Source organism: Stenotrophomonas sp. STK17_22, from assembly GCF_051983905.1.
Lineage (GTDB): Bacteria > Pseudomonadota > Gammaproteobacteria > Xanthomonadales > Xanthomonadaceae > Stenotrophomonas > Stenotrophomonas maltophilia_A.
The window spans coordinates 2,068,915-2,084,985 of sequence record NZ_CP197010.1; the positions used below are offsets into that span (position 1 = coordinate 2,068,915).

Genomic DNA, 16,071 nt, shown 5'->3' on the forward strand with positions numbered 1-16,071 from the left:
TGGCAATGAGCAAGCAAGACGAAGCGCGCAGCGTTGCCGCCGAATACATCATTGAACAGATGCAGCAGGGCGTCATCCCGTGGCGACGGGATTGGAAACAGCACAGTTCCACAGGAGCGTTTGGAAGCCTGCCGTACAATTATGCACGCGGTAACACATATCACGGCAGCAACGTGATGATGCTGATGATGGCCCAGGCTGCGCGCGGCTTCCAAAGCAACGGGTGGTTGACCTTCAACCAGGCCAAAGCACTTGGCGGCGCGGTACGCAAAGGTGAGAAGTCATCTAAGGTCGTGCGTGTCATCAATGTTTCCGACAAGCAAGGAAACCCTGTACTTGATGAGAACGGGCGACAGAAAATTGCACTGATTACATCCGCTGTGTTCAACAGCGAACAGTGCGATGGCTTGCCCATCCGCGAGTCAAAAGTACCAAAGCCCGTGGAGTGGAGTCATGAGCAAGCTGAGCGCTTGATGCGCGACAGTGGTGTTGAGTACCGATACGGGGGCAACGCGGCGTACTACACCGTCGCCCAGGACTACGTGCAACTGCCCACCAAAGAGCAGTTCCGCACTATGGAAGGCTTCTACGCCACCGCCTTGCATGAGACAGGCCACGCCAGCGGCCACCCCACGCGACTTGGGCGTGATTTGAGCGGCAAGTTTGGCTCGGAGAAGTACGCGAAAGAAGAGTTGATCGCAGAATGCTTTTCCCTGATCGTTGCCGACCGCCTGGGCTTGTCGGTCGATCAAGAGTATGACCCCGGCAATCACATTGCCTACTTGCAGTCGTGGATCAAGGTTCTTAAAAACGATCACTCTTTGATCTTCACAGCGTTTGCCGAAGCCGAGAAGATTGCGACGTACTACAACGTCAAAGAGTACACACGTAAAGCCTTTGAGATGGAGCGCGACGAGAACGAGGTTGAGCCATCCAGTGAGGCGCGTCCAACCATCCAAGTTGTGCGCCGAAGCAAAGCCCCGGCATTGGAGGTGGCGTGATGTGGTATGCAAGCGCGAAAGAAACGCAGCGACTTCTTGAAAGCGAGATTGTCCGTCTGTCCGCCGTCTACGACAAGGACGGCAACGCCCCGTCGTTGGAAGGGATGGTTGACCAAATTAAAGAACTGGTGGGCCTGAACCTGCGACTAAAATTGTTTGAGTCAAAAGTAGAGCGTCATCGCGAGGCATTCGACAACATATCCGGCGACTACAGTGATATTGAAATTGGCCGTCAGGTCATGGCAAACACTGGTATCGCTGGTCCACAGTCCCGCGCAGCATTGCCCCAAAATATGCGCGACATGATTGACACAAGCATTCCGTTGTTAAATCCACAGTTGTGCGATGTGTTTCTGCAAAGGGTCCGGGAGCGTTTCAATCTTCCCAGAGACTCACAACTCTTTGTTCGTGGGAGTTGGGAGAGCCATGCCGTGCAGATCCAATCATGGACAGACGATTTGGTGACATTTGTGCACAACGAAACAGGGACCACTCACAGTGTGGCGGCAAACAAAGTTTATTTAAGGAGCGCAGATCGTAGTGTTTCCTTGTCCAGTGCAATGCGACAGATGTGTCCTGGGCGACACGTCAATCACGACCCACAAATGTGAGGGGAACCATGGACAAAACAACACTCGCAGAGGAAATGGCGCTGATATACAGCGTAAAAGCGAAGGCCGCAGACTACGCACAAAAACGCAACGAGGAAGCGTTGAAAGTCATGGTTGATGAAGTGTGTGTGCTCACGGGCGTTAGATTTAGAAGTCGTCTCCTTGAGCAGCCTATTTCGCGATGTGTTTCGGAAGTCAAGGCATTGTGCGAAAACATAACGGATCTAGATATTGGAAACCAGATTATTTCGCGAACCGGGGTAGGGTCTGTAGAGCGTCGCAGTTCATTCCCGCAGCAGTTTGGTGATTTGTTGGATATGAGTATTCCACCCATCATGCCCGTCTTAACCAGCATTTTCATGGGGCGTCTCTCTGAGCGGTTCGGTTTGGGCGAAGATGTGGTAGCGTCAGTCCAACGCGCACGTGTTGAGCGTCAACCTGTAGAGATATCATCTATCCGCGATGATTACGTTGAGTTTAACGTCAAGGGTGACGATGAGAACCGATGGTATGTTCCCCTTAAAGATGTTCTTTTGGAAGGCAACGGTAGAGCTATTTCAATGGACAGCGCACTTGCACAGATGTCTGCACGAATACAGCCTGTCGTACAACAGCAGTTGAATTTCTAGAGGGCTTGACAATATTCATGCATCTGATTTTCTAAATGCAATTCACTACGGGAGTTGCATATGGAAAATTTGACGCTTCAAGATGTTCGTGTTCTTGTGACGGTATCACCGGACCGATTGTTGGAAGCGGTGGACGTTCACGGTCGAACCGCGCTTCATTGGGCGGTGATCAACAAGCGCTTTGATGTGGCCGACGCGTTGGTTGCTTTTGGAGCCAACCCATTGAAGCCGGATAAGTCCGGTAAGACGCCCATGGATTACGCCGACCGCAGCGTTCTCAAAGAGCGGGAATGGCGCTTGCGCACCAGCGTGATTGCCCAATATTGGAAACGCAACGCGCCCGTTGAACAATCCGCGCTGACGGATTTCCGCGTCAAAGTTGCTTTGCGGTCACATTCGCTTGAACAGTCCCAATCAACAAATGTGCGCATGAAGCTTGACAACGCTTCAAGATCTGCTTGAGTGGGGGCATGTTTATCAAAAGGGGGAATTTATGAAGATCCAATGCATTGCAATTGCAACAGCAGTTTTGTTTTCAGCAACTCCGGCGTGGGCGGAATCCGACACGTCCAGCCGCAACTACAGCCGCGAACAGGCGTTGACCTCACGCAATATCCAAGAGGGGGTTGTGGTGATGGTTCGTGATGTCAAAATTGCCAACCGTTCCAAAGTCAACACCGGAAGCGTCCTGGGGACGGCCATTGGATTGGGAGCAGCCCAACAGGTGAAAAACCGCGACGCACGCAATGCCGCACGGATTGTGGGAGCTGCAGCGGGTGGGGTGGCCGGTGGTGCCATTCAACGCGCAGCCAGCGACCGCGACGGTTTGGAAATATTTATTCGCACCGAGCAGCGCGGACGCAGCAACGTCATTTCCATCATTCAGGACGCCGATATCAGCGTTCAACCTGGGCAGAGTGTTCTTATCAGTGGCAGTGGTCGTGATGTGCGGGTTATCCCCGTCCCGTTGCATCCATACACAACACGGTAACACACGGCAGGAAACGCCCCCGCAAGGGGGCTTTTCTTTTAAGCGCGCCCGCTTAAGCGGGTTTTTTTATTGGGATTTTATCCACACTTCAAAACGGCATTTATTCTAAATAATATCAATTAAACCTATTGACAATGTTGCGATTCGTGATTGAGTGAGTGTATCTCAATCAATTGTGGGGTTTCCATGAAAAAAATATTGGCCAGATACATCATCTTTGTCGGTCTTCCGTTGTTCGTCTTGCATTTTGCGGGGGCGGCTTTTGAAAAGCTTGACACGATTGAAGCAGGCTTGGCCGCCATCCACGCCCGAGCTTCAGGACATTGATGTTGACGTGGGGTGATATGGCGGTGGTGAACGCGATTTCACTGGCGGCGTTTCTATTTTACGCCATCTGCGCGGTCCGTTATGGAGTTCAACGCAACTGGAAGTTGTCACTCACCATGATGTTGTTCTCAACGGTGCCGTGGCTTGTTCTCATTGGTTTGATGAAGTTCTGCCATGTCTACTGCGCGGATTTCACTGGGGTGTGGATCACGTTGGCGGTGATGAAATTGGCATTCTGGTTGTCCTGTGGTGCGTTGATCACCTGCCTGCAACTGTTGCCCATTCGCCATTTGGCGGTGCCATCTCTCATTTTTGGCGCGCTGGTGTTTTGTGTGGGGGCGGGGTTCACCATTGTTGAATTCATGCAACGGTTGAATTCATAACATTCAACGCTTTTGTCAAATATGATGCTTGACATTGTTGGATGATTTGATTAGATAAAAATACAGCGGGGTGTGTATGAGAAAAAAATATTACGAATGGACACATGTGACGGGCGCGACGTATTGGCAACCCAAGGGCGTTCATGATTATTTGCAAAAAGGTGATCTCAACCGCCATTACATGAAGATGATTGCATGGACGGGCAAGGCAAAACTGACGACAAAACAAGAACATATCGAAACCAAATTAAGGAGAGTGCATGAAATCGAAAACTAAGCCAAAGGATGCCATTGGGTATCCAATGTTTTATGAAACAAAGAAGGTTGTTCAGTTGTTGGACAAGAGAGCAGAGGCTGCTGAAAAATCACGCGCGCAGACAATTCGCGAGTTTGTTTGGGATTTTATTGAGTCCCCGAACTTCAGCCGTGTCCATTTCGCCAACTTAGGGTGCGAGTGCCAACGTCCCAAACCCACCAACCCCAAACATCTGGATCCTGGTCGTCGTTCAGGAATTGGTTTTATTCCGGACGCTCAACCCATTGTCAAACGTGTCAATGCATTGGCCGCTGCATATGGGGTTAGCACCACCGATTTGGTCCGTTACATACTCCGAAAGAACGTTATGTAGCCGTCTGCACCAGCGCCGATCAAGAAGCCCCTTTTGGGGCTTTTTATTTTTCATAATGTCAATTATTTCTATTGACAATATAAGAATATTTGTTTTACTCATTAAAACAACGGGGAAATTTATGAAAGCAATCTGTTTATGTATCGCACTTTTGTCATCCGTCTCGGCGAACGCAACTGAAACACGCAAAACTTTCTTGGCGACTATGACCATTGTTGCGTCGTGCCGCATGTTGGATTTTGGAGTTGAGCGCTGCACAACAGGAATGTTGCCGCCCACTATCAAGAAATCCACGCGTGTTTTCAATGTCGGCGGTGAATCATACAAGCGTTCAATCACTGAAATTATTTACTAAAAGGAACGATATGTTTAAAAAATACGACACATTACAAACGCGGCGCTTTTTGGATGGAATAGCAAACATCCAGCCGGAGGTCGTTGAAAACGCGTTGAGCCTGGGAGCTGAGCCGACACCGTTGTTTCGCAGAACATTGGCTGTTTGGACGGCGCAACTGCGTGTCCCCGCCGATGAAGTGCAGCCTCACGGTGATTGCGAAGTGCTGGACAAAGACGCAGGCATGCTCATTGACACTCTGCCATTGCACGACATGGCGGCGGTCAAATGGTTGGGTCGTGCGGGGTCTGTTCCGATTGCCAGTGCCGATGGAAATTCCGTGCGCATGGGGTCTCAAGAATTCACCAACGCCACCATTTCCTCGATCTTTAATATGTTCGCTTCCATCGTTGCCAACAACCCCGACGACTTCACCGACGCGCAGAACGACATGCTCAGCCGAGCGCGAGAAATCATTCACATTTGTCTTGACTACAAATGCAACTTGGCTGGCACCGATGAGCGGGGGATGTCGATTTTGCACTGGTGCAGTGCGTTGTACGACGACAAAGAGTTGATTGAACGTTTGGTGGAGTTCGGTGAGAACCCCAATTTGAAAGACAACGAAGGGTTTACACCCCAACAGGTTGCCGCGTTCTATGGACATGTGGATGCGTTCGCGGGCTTTGGATGCACGCCCGAACCCCAAAACGATATTCCACCCGCCGTCGAACCAACGCCAACAGACCGTTCAGAAAATGATTGGTCACAACTGGAACCGTGCAACGCCGTTCAATACGCGTCGTTCAAACCACACAGCCGCTTCAAACAATTTTTCAACATCCTGTTGGGACGTACAAGCCCACTGGATCATGAAAACTAACTCCCATTTCCCACGCCACAGGAGGCATGTATGAAAAACTTTTTATTCGCCGCAACCGCTGTTCCCTTGTTCGCCATGGGCGCGCAATCCACTCCCATGGGGGCGTACCTCACCGTCGAACAAACCTGCGCGTATGTCAGCGGCAGCGCCGCCGAATTCCTTCAATGCGATGAGCGTGTGCCCGTTGATGAGGACTGCCAGGGCGTGTTTTGTGAAGCAGTGACTTTGCCCGTCAAAATCTCTGTGGAGCGCAACACCCAAGCCTTCGACCCCGATGAAATGCCCATGTGGTGCGACCGGGCGCAATGCTGGGCTAACACGGGGCCGTATGTGATCACCATGGATTACAGCGGATTGCGCGCCCAGGCGGGTCAGGTTCAATAAATGGTGTTGACAATATTCGCGTTCGTGGTTACCTGAGTTTAATTATAGTTATTAGGAGGTCTAAATGGTTAAAGGTTTTATATTGATGTTGTCGTTGGTTATGGTTCCGTTGGTGTCAATTGCGGGCTCTGTAGGGCCGGTATTTAAAGTCAATACCGCAGGGGAAAAAAGTGGGGTTTTAACTATTTCAAATAATGGTCCTGATCGTTCTTATCAAATCACAGTGGATGAACTAACTGTTGATAACGGTGCTTCACGCCGAAGCGCATCATCAAAGATCCGGTTTGCTCCTTCGATTGTTACAGTAAAAAAAGGCGCTACACAGTCCATCCGCTACATCAAAGCCGAACAAAGCGGAAGTGAAGAGTTCTTCCGAGTCAGTGTGGCCGAACTGCCCGCACCTGGTGAGGTGGGGCTTATCAAGTTGGTCAAGCAGGACTTGGCGTGGATCTGGCGTTCGCCTACCGCCCAACCCAACTTGTCCGGGCGCTGGGTGGGTGAACACTTTGAAGTTACAAACACTGGTACTGCGTCTGCACGATTGGTGTCTCCGTCGTCTGGCTCCGCAACCCGCAGTGGCTTGCTGGGTTATGTCCTTCCCGGTGAAACACGCAAGTTTGCACTTGAAAATTTCCCGCACGGTGTGGTGTCTGTTGAAGTCAACGGCCAGCGCCGGGATATCAAATGAAGAAATCAGTCATCGCATTGGCGATGGCTGTCTGCTTTGCACATCCATCTTGGGCCTCAGACGTAACCATTGCCGCCGTATCCATCAATGGATCGCATAAAAGCGACGTTGAAGAACTGCGCGTTCGTGAGGATGGGCAGTTGTTGATATCAATTGATCGGTGGACCCAGTGGGGTGTGCAGGTGCCCGCATCGCTTGCCGACCGTGATGCCGTGTCTCCATCCGATTTGAACGCGGATGTTCAGTTCGATCCGGCCACTCAAAGTTACAGCATCAATGTACCGGCAAAGTACCTGCCTGCGCGCAATTACAACCAAGCATCACGCTTGCGTACGAACGTTGGACCTTCGCCTAAAGGGGTGATGCTGGGTTACGACTATCGCGCGCAAGACAGCGAGTCGTATGGCTTCACGCAGTCGTTGTCCTACGACGTTCGGACCAATGTCCTGGGAGGGGCATTGTTCGGTGCAGGTCAATTCAATAAAGACAGCACTGGCTTAATCCACGAGCGCTCATTGACGACGTGGAGTAGGGATCTGTATGCATCGCAGACTCGCGTGCAGATCGGTGATGTCATCAACGCCACACCCAACGGTGCGTTGCTTGGCTCGCGCAACTTGCTGGGTGTTCGCGTGGGCACAGACCGATCGTTGAGTGATGACGCCTTTTATCCGGTGCCCACGTTCAATGGTGTTGCCGACACGCGTTCGACGGCGGAGGTGTTCGTCAACAGTGTGCGGGCGTCTCAGCAGCAGTTCCAGCCTGGGCCATATCAGTTTGCCAACCTCAATTCACCGATTGGTCTAAGTACCGTCTCCATGGTTGTGCGCGATGAGTTGGGCCGCGAATACTGGACAACCCGTCAGTTCTACAGCACACCCAAAGCGCTTGCCAAAGGCCGCAGCGAGTGGGAAGTGTCTGGGGGCTTGATGCGCAACGGTGGACTGGGCAACAACTACGCAGACTTGGCCGCCAACGCAGTGTACGCACGCGGTATGTCCGACCGCTGGACCACCACCGCTGCGTTTCAGGCCACGGCCAAAGGCCGGACTGCCATGTGGGGCAACTTGTGGACCTTTGGGCGCTGGGGCGCTGCCACCTTTGACATCGCGACCAGTGGTGATGGCATGGCCGCCACCATTGGATACGAACGGCGCACCAATGGCGTTTCGTGGTCCGCTTCGCACACCCATGTCACAGACGACTACTGGAACCTCAACCGCGAACGTTCACGCTTTGCTCTTGAGTCTCAAACCACGTTGGGTGTTGCGTACCGCCAGAATAGTTTCAGTGCGGCGCTTAACTACAGCGATGTTCGCTATTCCAATCGCTCGACTCAATTACTTACAGCCCAATCGCGTTGGCAGTTGAACTCTCGGTCAGAACTGTCTGTATTCGCTCAGCACGACTTATCGCTACGCGACACAACGTTAAATCTCGGGTTCCGCTACCAGTTTGGATCCTCAGCATCCACGAGCGTCAACCTCAATGATGGTGAGTGGTTTGGACAGGCCAACGGTTCAACCACACTGAAAAATCGCCGCCTGAGCTGGAACGCAAGCGCAAGCGCCAACAACCATTATGTATCAGGGCGTTGGGATCTTCCGATGTCCACATTGCTGCTGCAAAACAGCACAACCAATACCGTCTTCGGAGCCAACGGCGGGGTGTGGATCGGGGAGGGCGGGGTACTGCCAACGTCCCGTCCTTTTGGATCGTACGCGCTCATCCGCGTTCCCAATTTGCCCAATACACACGTTCAACTCACTGGCAAAAGTGTCACCACCAACGCCCTGGGCGTGGCCGTGGTCCCCAATGTCTCAGCACTGTTCGACCAAACCGTAACGGTGGACGCGCTGAGTCTTCCGTTCGGTGTGCAACTTGACAGCCTGAGCAAAAAAATCGTTGTCCCACGTGGGGGCGGGACAAAGCTGCAGTTCGACGTTGTGAGCAACACCACACGTGAGTACGTGGTTGTGCAGAACGGTGTGCCCATCGACATGGCCAATGTGAAGGGCAAGGAAACCGTTATTGGAGTGCGTGGGGCGTTGGTGCTGGAAGCACCCATCCCTGGTGACGTACTCACCGTTGAAAAGGACGGTTCCACATGCGCCATCACCATCCCGCAGTCGGGCGAGTTGGACAAACCAATCTTGGAATGCAAGGAGGTCTTATGAAAGTTTTTGTCATCGCGTTGCTTTTGTTCTCAGGCAAAGCCTGCGCGGACTGTTCAATTACCCCCAACCAAGACTTTGCGGTTTTGGATCAGGACGGTGGAGTGAACGTTCAGTACCTCATCGAATGCGACCAACCCACAACCGCCACTTTGCAGATTGACCAGGAGCAACTGATCTTGCGTTCTGAGAGCAACAGAGAAATCCCATTGTCTGCCGTCCTGGACGGATCAGCATTGGTAGACGAAGTGCCCATTGAAATCGCTGAGACGCCGCTGCTGGTCACGATTGAATTCCGAAGCGCGTTGTCAGCTTCGGTTCGGTACAAAGCTGCGGGGTTGTACAGCAGTTCTGTGCGGCTGAATTTAAATTATTAGTTCGACCATTGACAATATGACGATTTATGTTTTTCTGGTCGAATGCAACACAATCAATCACTAAAAAAGGAGAATAAATGAAAATTGCAATTCTAACCGCAGCAACAGTCGCCGCCTTGCTGGCCTCGGGATCCACGTTCGCCGCATCTAAATCCACAACCATGAATTTCTCGTTCTCTGTAGCGGCAACATGCGAAATCTCACTTGAGCAAGACACCTTGGAAACAGCTGCCGTAGGCGGCTACTACACAGGTGGACGCTTTGAAGACAATCTTGGCGTGTTGTGCAGCGAAGATCTTCCGTACATCGTGGAAGCATCTACCGACGCCAATGGACAGGTCATTGCAACATCGGCCACCTCCGCACGCCAATACCCAGTGACGTTCACACGTGGAACCGATCCATCGAGCAGCAACTATTTTGGTACGGACGCCAATGGACTGGCGCATGCCGCCGTGGGTACAGGGGCGTATCAGACAGTTCCATTTGGTTGGTCTTTTGGGTACATCGATAAAGTACTGGCACCTGGCACTTACACAGGCAGTGTGACTTTTACGGTGGTGTACTAATAGATCGTCAATCAAACAAAATAATCATCTTATTAGGAGGAATAAACAATGAAAAAAACACTAATTCTTGCTTCTACGGCCGCCGTTGCCTTACTGGCATCCGGATCCTCATTCGCCGCTTCCAAATCCGCAACGATGAACTTTTCGTTCTCCGTGGCCGCAACATGCGAAATCTACTTGTCTGATACTGACACGATCAATGAATCCGACATCCGCGAGATCGCCGGTTTTGGTTGGGACGACAACTTAGGAGTCTTGTGCAGCGAAGATTTGCCCTACATTGTGGAAGCTTCCACAGATGCAAACGGACAGGTTATGGCTACATCCGCCACATCGGCGCGCGAATATCCCGTGACCTTGTATCGCGGATTGGACACCCGTTCCGCACCGAAGTTCGGTACCGATGCAAACGGTTTGGCTCTTTCAGGAGTCGGTACGGGTGCACACCAAGCCATCCCTCTGTCGTATGAATTTGGTCAGCGCGACGCCTATTACGGCTATTACAAATCGTTGGCGGAGGGCACCTACACCGCATCAGTAACCTTCACGGTGACGTACTGATGTACGCATATAGGGAGAATGAAGCCCGCTTCGGCGGGCTTTTCTTTTGCTCAATGTTCAACACGTCCATCCAGACCCTTGACAATAATCGAGCTTATGTTTGTGTGAATGCATCATCCACTTATAAGGGGTCGGTATGTACACAACAGGGCTACTGCATGACGTTAACAAACACATTTCATCCGCCACCAACATCAATCAGCGGTCGGGCACGGCTCAATTGACAGCTTTGCACCGCGCCGTCGATGACAAATTCTACGAACCTGGGGTTGTCGCCGCGCTTGTCAACGCTGGCATCGATCCCAACGCCATTGAACGCAACCACCGCACACCTTTGCACTATGCGCGACACCCAGAGGCCATTGCCGAACTCATCGCCTGTGGGGCGGATCCTAATTTTACCGATGTCAATCAACAAACCCCATTGCACGTCAACCTGGGGAAAGAAAAAGCTATTGCGCGCATGGACCGCATACATGCGTTGATCGATGGTGGAGCGGATCTGAACGCCCGCGATTACGAGCAGGCCACACCGTTCTTTCGTGCCATTGAAGCCAAGCGGCCCGTTGGCATGATTGAGACGCTGGTTGAGCGAGGGGCTGATATCCATTGCATTGCCGCTGGCAATCAAAACGCCTTGTGTTGGTCCACCGCAGAAGACAGTGTGGACGTGACGCAAATGCTTATTGATATGGGGGTGGATCTCAACCGCCCAACTCTATCCGGTAAAACACCATTGGCGTGTGCATTAGCGTACCAACATTACGAGATGGCTGAGATTTTGCTGTCTGCCGGTGCGGATGGATCCATTCTTGATGTGAACGGTGCCAACGCACTGCACCACCTTTTTTCCAGCAACGGCGTTGCCAAGGACCGCAGCGAACTGGCACGCAAGGTGATGGACAACGGGGCGGATATCAACGCCCAAGACCGATACGGCAACACGCCCTTGCACAACGCCGCGTCTTTAAAATCGGAGTGGGGGGTTCGTGTTTTACTGGACAACGGTGCAGACACATCGTTGCGCAACGCTCAAGGCACGAACGCCCAGGAGATTGCGTATGGGGATGATGGGATGTTGCAGACCATTGCCGCGCACACACAGCGGCGCGAAATTGAGTCCGCCGTCAATATTGTACGGGACGATCCACCCCGCCCATCACGATGGCGCAGAATGTAAAAGCAAATGATTAAGCCCGCTTCGGCGGGCTTCTTTATTGGGATTTTATCCCCCATCAAAAGCGCCTGTGATTTTTATAAACATATGAATTAAACCCATTGACAATGTTGGTTCTTGTGTTTGGATGACTCTTCATTTAAGCAAGGGGGTAACAATGAACGAGATGATTAAATCCATTTCAATACAAAAAGAGTTGGCGCGACATCAATTGGCGAATGAGAAATTTGAGGCTCTGATGGCGACAATTGAAGCTGCACTCCATGAAGCGGACAACATGCATGTTGGTGGTGCTATGCGTAGCGCCCTGGCCCAACTGAACTTCCGCAACTTCGATTGCATGAAAGATGCGCGGAACACACACGCAAAAGCCATGACGGAGAACGGTTGGTCAACAATCATGCGTGAGACGGGGCTGAAAGATTTCATGTGCCACAAAAAACGCGTTGAGTGGGGCCGGGCGTTCTATGAAAACACCGTTCCTGAGTTCAACTACGACAATGTTGTTGCGACGTTTGCCCAACTGTACGACACGCGCACAGATATGTTTGAAGACGGTATTGTCGGCGTCTTTGAAGGTTTGTCATGGGACTACAAAAGCCACCTTCCCGTTCGCTTTGGAAAAAAAATAATTTTGCAATACATGGAGGGCTGGACATACTTCATTTCAAGAGACGTTGTGCAAGACATGATCCGTGCGTTTCACATGTTCGACTGCAAGCCGCATCCGGATTTTAGAAGCGCAGCTTCAAGCCCCGAGGTGTTCACTGAGTACATGGATGTCACGTTTTACAAGAACAGAAACGCCCACATTGTGTTTAAGCGTCTTGATTTGGTGGACAAGCTTAACGAGGTTATCGCTCGACGCTATCCGGGATCATTGCCGCCACCCCGATAGCCCCTCGAGACAGCACTTCCAATAGCCCGCCTCGGCGGGCTTTCTTGTGTGCTTGACAATGTTGCCATCCGTGGTTGATTGAATGGAGTCAATCAATTGGAGGACTTATGGACGAGCAGAGTGTTCTACATTCAATATCTATATCGAGCGATAAGATTTGGGATGAGGTGTTGTCATTTGATGCCGCCCAATTCCAGCGGGTTGGCCGCTATCTTCACAGACGTGCGTGCGGCTATGTCTTCTTTTCGTCTGATGGCAGCACTGCAACACTTGATGTCCTTACTAACTCAATGGCGCGATCTTGCTACCAGATGCTGGGTGTTCGCGTTGACGAGCGTCCGTTGGAGTCGCAACCTCGGCCTATCTATTCATTGTGGCCCTTCATTGACGCCCTGGCACAAAGCACACCTGAGCAACGACAGAGGATCCTGTTGGAACGTGCAGTTCTCAATGCACAGTCCACCCCAAAGAAATCACGCAAGATTTGAGTTGGCGTCGTGCATCCAAAGAAGAATTACGCTTTGGGTTGTTGACAATGTTGGTTCTTGTGTTTGAGTGAATGTATCTCAATCAATTTAAGGGGTGTTTATGTACGACAATGAAGACATTTATGATGAAGGTGATGGGCAATATCTGGAAATCATTGAGGTCACTGCGTTCAATCCCTCCATGTCGTTTGACGAGGATGAAGAGGATCGATTGATCATTGAGCAACTGAGCGTTGTCTGCAAAGTTGAGTACATTGATGAAGACGGAGATGGGTGCGTTGCATGGTTTGACGCGATCCTTAATGATCGCGGCTTGCACTTCGATGGCCCAAACTCTCTTATGAGTGAAGATGAGTCCAACGATTGGTTGTACGAGTGCGTCACAAGTGCGTTTGAAGAAGTCATCGACTCCACGGTGTACGACCTGGGTTATGAAGTGGACCACACGCGCATCCCTGTTTCCCTGCGTGATGCCGTAATGACATTTGAAATGATTGACGATACATATGTCCACGTCATTGGTGATAGTCATTATGTGTGCACTCATGAATATTTAAACTCGGATGGCCAAGGTGCAAGCCTTATTGGCTCAGCCGCACCGTTCTATGTAGTGGAGCGCAACTCAGATTTCATTATCCCCATTCAATCCGCTGCCGAATATGTTTCGGTGGTAAACAATTTGGATGATGAGTTCCAACGCTTGCGATTGCAGCAGCACGTGAGCGCCGCTGAGCAGACACCCACTGAGGTGCAGCGCTCACAGCAGGTGCGGCGGATGTAGTTGGGGGTTTAGCGCTGTTGGGTGTAAGTCTTTCAGCGCCTTAAGACTTAGAGGGGATCTGCCCAATAGCCGTGTTGTGGGCTATCATCACGCCACTAGGGGCAAGGAAGACCGTATGAAGATGACGCCAGAGCTCGCACAGGATCTTGTGCGGCTTCAAACGCTAATGGACAAGGCCAATGAGCCTGGGGCAGATCCGCAGACTGTAGCGGCTGCGTTTGCCGCAAGCCAAGTTGTTGTGCGTGCGCACAACAAGGAATTTTCCGAATTCTTTGCACGCCGCTTGAACGGTGTAGCGCTTTCGTTCAACCGTGGTGAGTTCAACTATTCGTTCAAAGACGCCGCTGACGCAGCGCACGCTTTTACGATGCTGACGATGCAGCAGGTTAACGACCCAAAATCAAAAGCCACATCTGGCGCTGTTGTTAACTTGCTGCTTAGGGATTTGCAGTACAAGTCCAGCTTTGACAGTGACGAGTCCTACTTGACTGCAATCTTGATGATTGCCCATTCCATGCACGCCTTTCGCGTATCCACGTTCAAACAGTTCGTTGCTGAGGGGCAGCGCATCCAAAAGGCAACGTTCTGGCGCTATTTTGTCATCGGCGCAGTCGTTGTTGGAGTTGCCTACCTAATCCTGGGTTAATATTTCAAATTAGGCACAGTCCGCAGCAAGCGGGCTGTATGTCGAGGAGTTATCAGTGTTCAAGCGTTTGATGCTGTTGTGCATCGGGATGGCTGTAATTCCCGCTGCTGTTGGTGCGCCTAAATCCAAAGCCCAAACCCCAGCCGGAGGCTTCATGCCTTTGACACAAGGCTGCGTGTTGGAGGAGGGAATGAGGCTCGGTCCCAACTTCAAGGGGCACTCTGTCATGGCTGTGGTTGCGGCGATAGGAAGTATCCCGCCCAAAGATCAGTACGAAACCAACGATGAGTTCAAGGCGCGTACGGAGAACGTGCTGTCCACGAAGCCATCTGCATTGCGAGACGGTCATCTGTGTGTGATCAGTGCCGGTGCGCGTTTGACAGATGACTTCGACGCGGACGCACAAGTTCTTCGGGTGCGCACACTTGGTACGTACAGCAGCCGATGGTTTGATGGCGAGAAATACCACGATATCGCCAAAGTCTACGGGGGTGAGAGAAACGTTCGCACAAGCGTCTACGACGCAAGCAACGCCTATGGGGTGTCTGTGTCTGTCACAAAGAAGAAACGCGACGCCTATTACGTGGCCTTTGATAAGCAATCAGTGGTGGACGCCGGGGAGCTTCCAGGGCTTTCGTACAAGGAGCTTTCACTGAGAGCTGATGTGGAAATGAGTGGGGCTGATGCACGCGCTCAAAAGGATGATATTGACGTAGTGTACTTGTACGGTGTGGTTCGCCCGTATGTGGGTAACCACTCTGAGTATGAGTTCCCGAAAATTGATTGGCCCTTTGAGTCGGAAGAAAAACAAACACTGGTAACTGCATCCCTCAAGAAGTTGGCTGTCATCAACGTTCGCACTGGTCTAATTTTGAAAGTGTTTGATCTGGCTGGTGAGCAGCCTTCGGCGTCCATCAGTTCTAACACCAACAATGGTGATCTTAAGAGCCTGGGGCCGTCTACAATCAAGAAGCCCTTTGTGGTCAAGTGAAGGATCGATGGCGAAGTGTTTTCGTAAGCCAGCTTCGTTCATCGATCACATTGTTCAGACTGTGACAGTAGAAGAGATTATCTCGGTGTCGGTGTGCAACAACTTGTAGACCAAGTGGATGCACTCACGTCCATAGCACGATCCCATGAAGCCCGTATATCGAGCGTCTGCGGGGATGTCTTCAAACGTTGCAACATCCTCGCAGAGTTCGATACCTGTTTCAAAATTGTTTAGAACGGATCGGACCATTGTTGCAGGACGATATGTCGTGTCTTGAAACATGGCATCGAACACTGGCGTTAGAACTTGCAGTACAGTCAAGTTTCGCTCGGCTGCTTCGGCAGCGGCGTCGCTCATCGTTTCGGCGTTCAAGAAGCACGTCAGCACAAAATACTTTGGGCTTGGTGTGTTCGCATCCTTGTACGTGATAGCGATGGTGTTGGTCATCCGGTAGTTTTGCAATTCGGGCGGCTTTGTGCGCGCCTTGTTCTCAATGATCTTTGTGAAATGATGTCTCATGATCTCTACGTGCGTGTTTTCAATGGTGAA

At 51.4% G+C, this 16,071-nt stretch carries 21 protein-coding genes; 20 read left to right on the forward strand and 1 reads right to left on the reverse strand.

Annotated elements, in window-relative coordinates:
• Positions 1-5: 5 nt before the first annotated feature.
• From ACSYS9_RS09620 to ACSYS9_RS09715, 20 genes are all read left to right on the forward strand, one after another.
• Positions 6-1,001 (forward strand): zincin-like metallopeptidase domain-containing protein, encoded by a 996-nt coding sequence (locus ACSYS9_RS09620; protein WP_197631369.1) that lies wholly within the window; start codon positions 6-8, stop codon positions 999-1,001.
• Positions 1,001-1,612 carry a hypothetical protein gene (locus tag ACSYS9_RS09625; protein WP_197638525.1) on the forward strand — a complete coding sequence of 204 codons (612 nt, stop codon included), beginning with the start codon at positions 1,001-1,003 and terminating at the stop codon, positions 1,610-1,612. Before ACSYS9_RS09620 ends, ACSYS9_RS09625 begins: the two co-directional genes overlap by 1 nt.
• Positions 1,613-1,620: 8 nt before the next feature.
• Positions 1,621-2,241, forward strand: a complete 621-nt coding sequence (locus ACSYS9_RS09630; RefSeq protein ID WP_440569128.1) for a hypothetical protein — start codon at positions 1,621-1,623, stop codon at positions 2,239-2,241.
• A 60-nt stretch (positions 2,242-2,301) separates the two neighbouring features.
• Complete coding sequence (locus ACSYS9_RS09635) at positions 2,302-2,703, forward strand: ankyrin repeat domain-containing protein (RefSeq protein ID WP_440569130.1); 402 nt, start codon at positions 2,302-2,304, stop codon at positions 2,701-2,703.
• 31 nt (positions 2,704-2,734) lie between these two features.
• Positions 2,735-3,232 (forward strand): hypothetical protein, encoded by a 498-nt coding sequence (locus ACSYS9_RS09640; protein WP_440569132.1) that lies wholly within the window; start codon positions 2,735-2,737, stop codon positions 3,230-3,232.
• A 186-nt stretch (positions 3,233-3,418) separates the two neighbouring features.
• Positions 3,419-3,559 (forward strand): hypothetical protein, encoded by a 141-nt coding sequence (locus ACSYS9_RS09645; protein ID WP_440569134.1) that lies wholly within the window; start codon positions 3,419-3,421, stop codon positions 3,557-3,559.
• Entirely contained in the window at positions 3,559-3,942 is a 384-nt protein-coding gene (locus tag ACSYS9_RS09650; protein WP_440569136.1) for a hypothetical protein, read from the forward strand. Before ACSYS9_RS09645 ends, ACSYS9_RS09650 begins: the two co-directional genes overlap by 1 nt.
• Before the next feature lie 260 nt (positions 3,943-4,202).
• On the forward strand, positions 4,203-4,571 hold the full coding sequence (locus tag ACSYS9_RS09655) for a hypothetical protein (RefSeq protein ID WP_182681037.1): 369 nt from the start codon (positions 4,203-4,205) through the stop codon (positions 4,569-4,571).
• A 245-nt stretch (positions 4,572-4,816) separates the two neighbouring features.
• Positions 4,817-5,788, forward strand: coding sequence for an ankyrin repeat domain-containing protein (locus ACSYS9_RS09660; protein ID WP_440569138.1), 972 nt, complete (start codon positions 4,817-4,819; stop codon positions 5,786-5,788).
• 30 nt (positions 5,789-5,818) lie between these two features.
• A complete protein-coding gene (locus ACSYS9_RS09665) occupies positions 5,819-6,172 on the forward strand; it encodes a hypothetical protein (RefSeq protein ID WP_440569140.1) in 354 nt (117 codons plus the stop codon).
• 64 nt (positions 6,173-6,236) lie between these two features.
• Positions 6,237-6,860, forward strand: coding sequence for a fimbrial biogenesis chaperone (locus tag ACSYS9_RS09670; protein WP_440569142.1), 624 nt, complete (start codon positions 6,237-6,239; stop codon positions 6,858-6,860).
• Positions 6,857-9,037: a fimbria/pilus outer membrane usher protein gene (locus tag ACSYS9_RS09675; RefSeq protein WP_440569144.1), complete on the forward strand. Its 2,181-nt coding sequence runs from the start codon at positions 6,857-6,859 to the stop codon at positions 9,035-9,037. Before ACSYS9_RS09670 ends, ACSYS9_RS09675 begins: the two co-directional genes overlap by 4 nt.
• On the forward strand, positions 9,034-9,411 hold the full coding sequence (locus ACSYS9_RS09680; RefSeq protein ID WP_440569146.1) for a hypothetical protein: 378 nt from the start codon (positions 9,034-9,036) through the stop codon (positions 9,409-9,411). Before ACSYS9_RS09675 ends, ACSYS9_RS09680 begins: the two co-directional genes overlap by 4 nt.
• A 77-nt stretch (positions 9,412-9,488) precedes the next feature.
• A complete protein-coding gene (locus ACSYS9_RS09685; protein ID WP_440569148.1) occupies positions 9,489-9,980 on the forward strand; it encodes a hypothetical protein in 492 nt (163 codons plus the stop codon).
• Between the two features lie 48 nt (positions 9,981-10,028).
• The gene (locus ACSYS9_RS09690) at positions 10,029-10,541 is read left to right on the forward strand and encodes a hypothetical protein (RefSeq protein WP_440569150.1); all 513 of its coding nucleotides are present in this window, start codon (positions 10,029-10,031) and stop codon (positions 10,539-10,541) included.
• A 136-nt stretch (positions 10,542-10,677) separates the two neighbouring features.
• Positions 10,678-11,721, forward strand: coding sequence for an ankyrin repeat domain-containing protein (locus ACSYS9_RS09695; protein ID WP_099476035.1), 1,044 nt, complete (start codon positions 10,678-10,680; stop codon positions 11,719-11,721).
• Between the two features lie 154 nt (positions 11,722-11,875).
• A complete protein-coding gene (locus tag ACSYS9_RS09700; protein WP_440569152.1) occupies positions 11,876-12,616 on the forward strand; it encodes a DUF4942 domain-containing protein in 741 nt (246 codons plus the stop codon).
• 588 nt (positions 12,617-13,204) lie between these two features.
• On the forward strand, positions 13,205-13,885 hold the full coding sequence (locus tag ACSYS9_RS09705) for a hypothetical protein (RefSeq protein WP_088470228.1): 681 nt from the start codon (positions 13,205-13,207) through the stop codon (positions 13,883-13,885).
• A gap of 115 nt (positions 13,886-14,000) precedes the next feature.
• The gene (locus ACSYS9_RS09710; RefSeq protein WP_088470227.1) at positions 14,001-14,531 is read left to right on the forward strand and encodes a hypothetical protein; all 531 of its coding nucleotides are present in this window, start codon (positions 14,001-14,003) and stop codon (positions 14,529-14,531) included.
• Positions 14,532-14,586: 55 nt separating this feature from the next.
• Positions 14,587-15,522 (forward strand): hypothetical protein, encoded by a 936-nt coding sequence (locus ACSYS9_RS09715; RefSeq protein WP_440569160.1) that lies wholly within the window; start codon positions 14,587-14,589, stop codon positions 15,520-15,522.
• A 54-nt stretch (positions 15,523-15,576) separates the two neighbouring features.
• Here the strand turns inward: ACSYS9_RS09715 and ACSYS9_RS09720 are convergent, their stop codons facing one another.
• On the reverse strand, positions 15,577-16,041 hold the full coding sequence (locus tag ACSYS9_RS09720) for a hypothetical protein (protein ID WP_440569162.1): 465 nt from the start codon (positions 16,039-16,041) through the stop codon (positions 15,577-15,579).
• Positions 16,042-16,071: the final 30 nt, after the last annotated feature.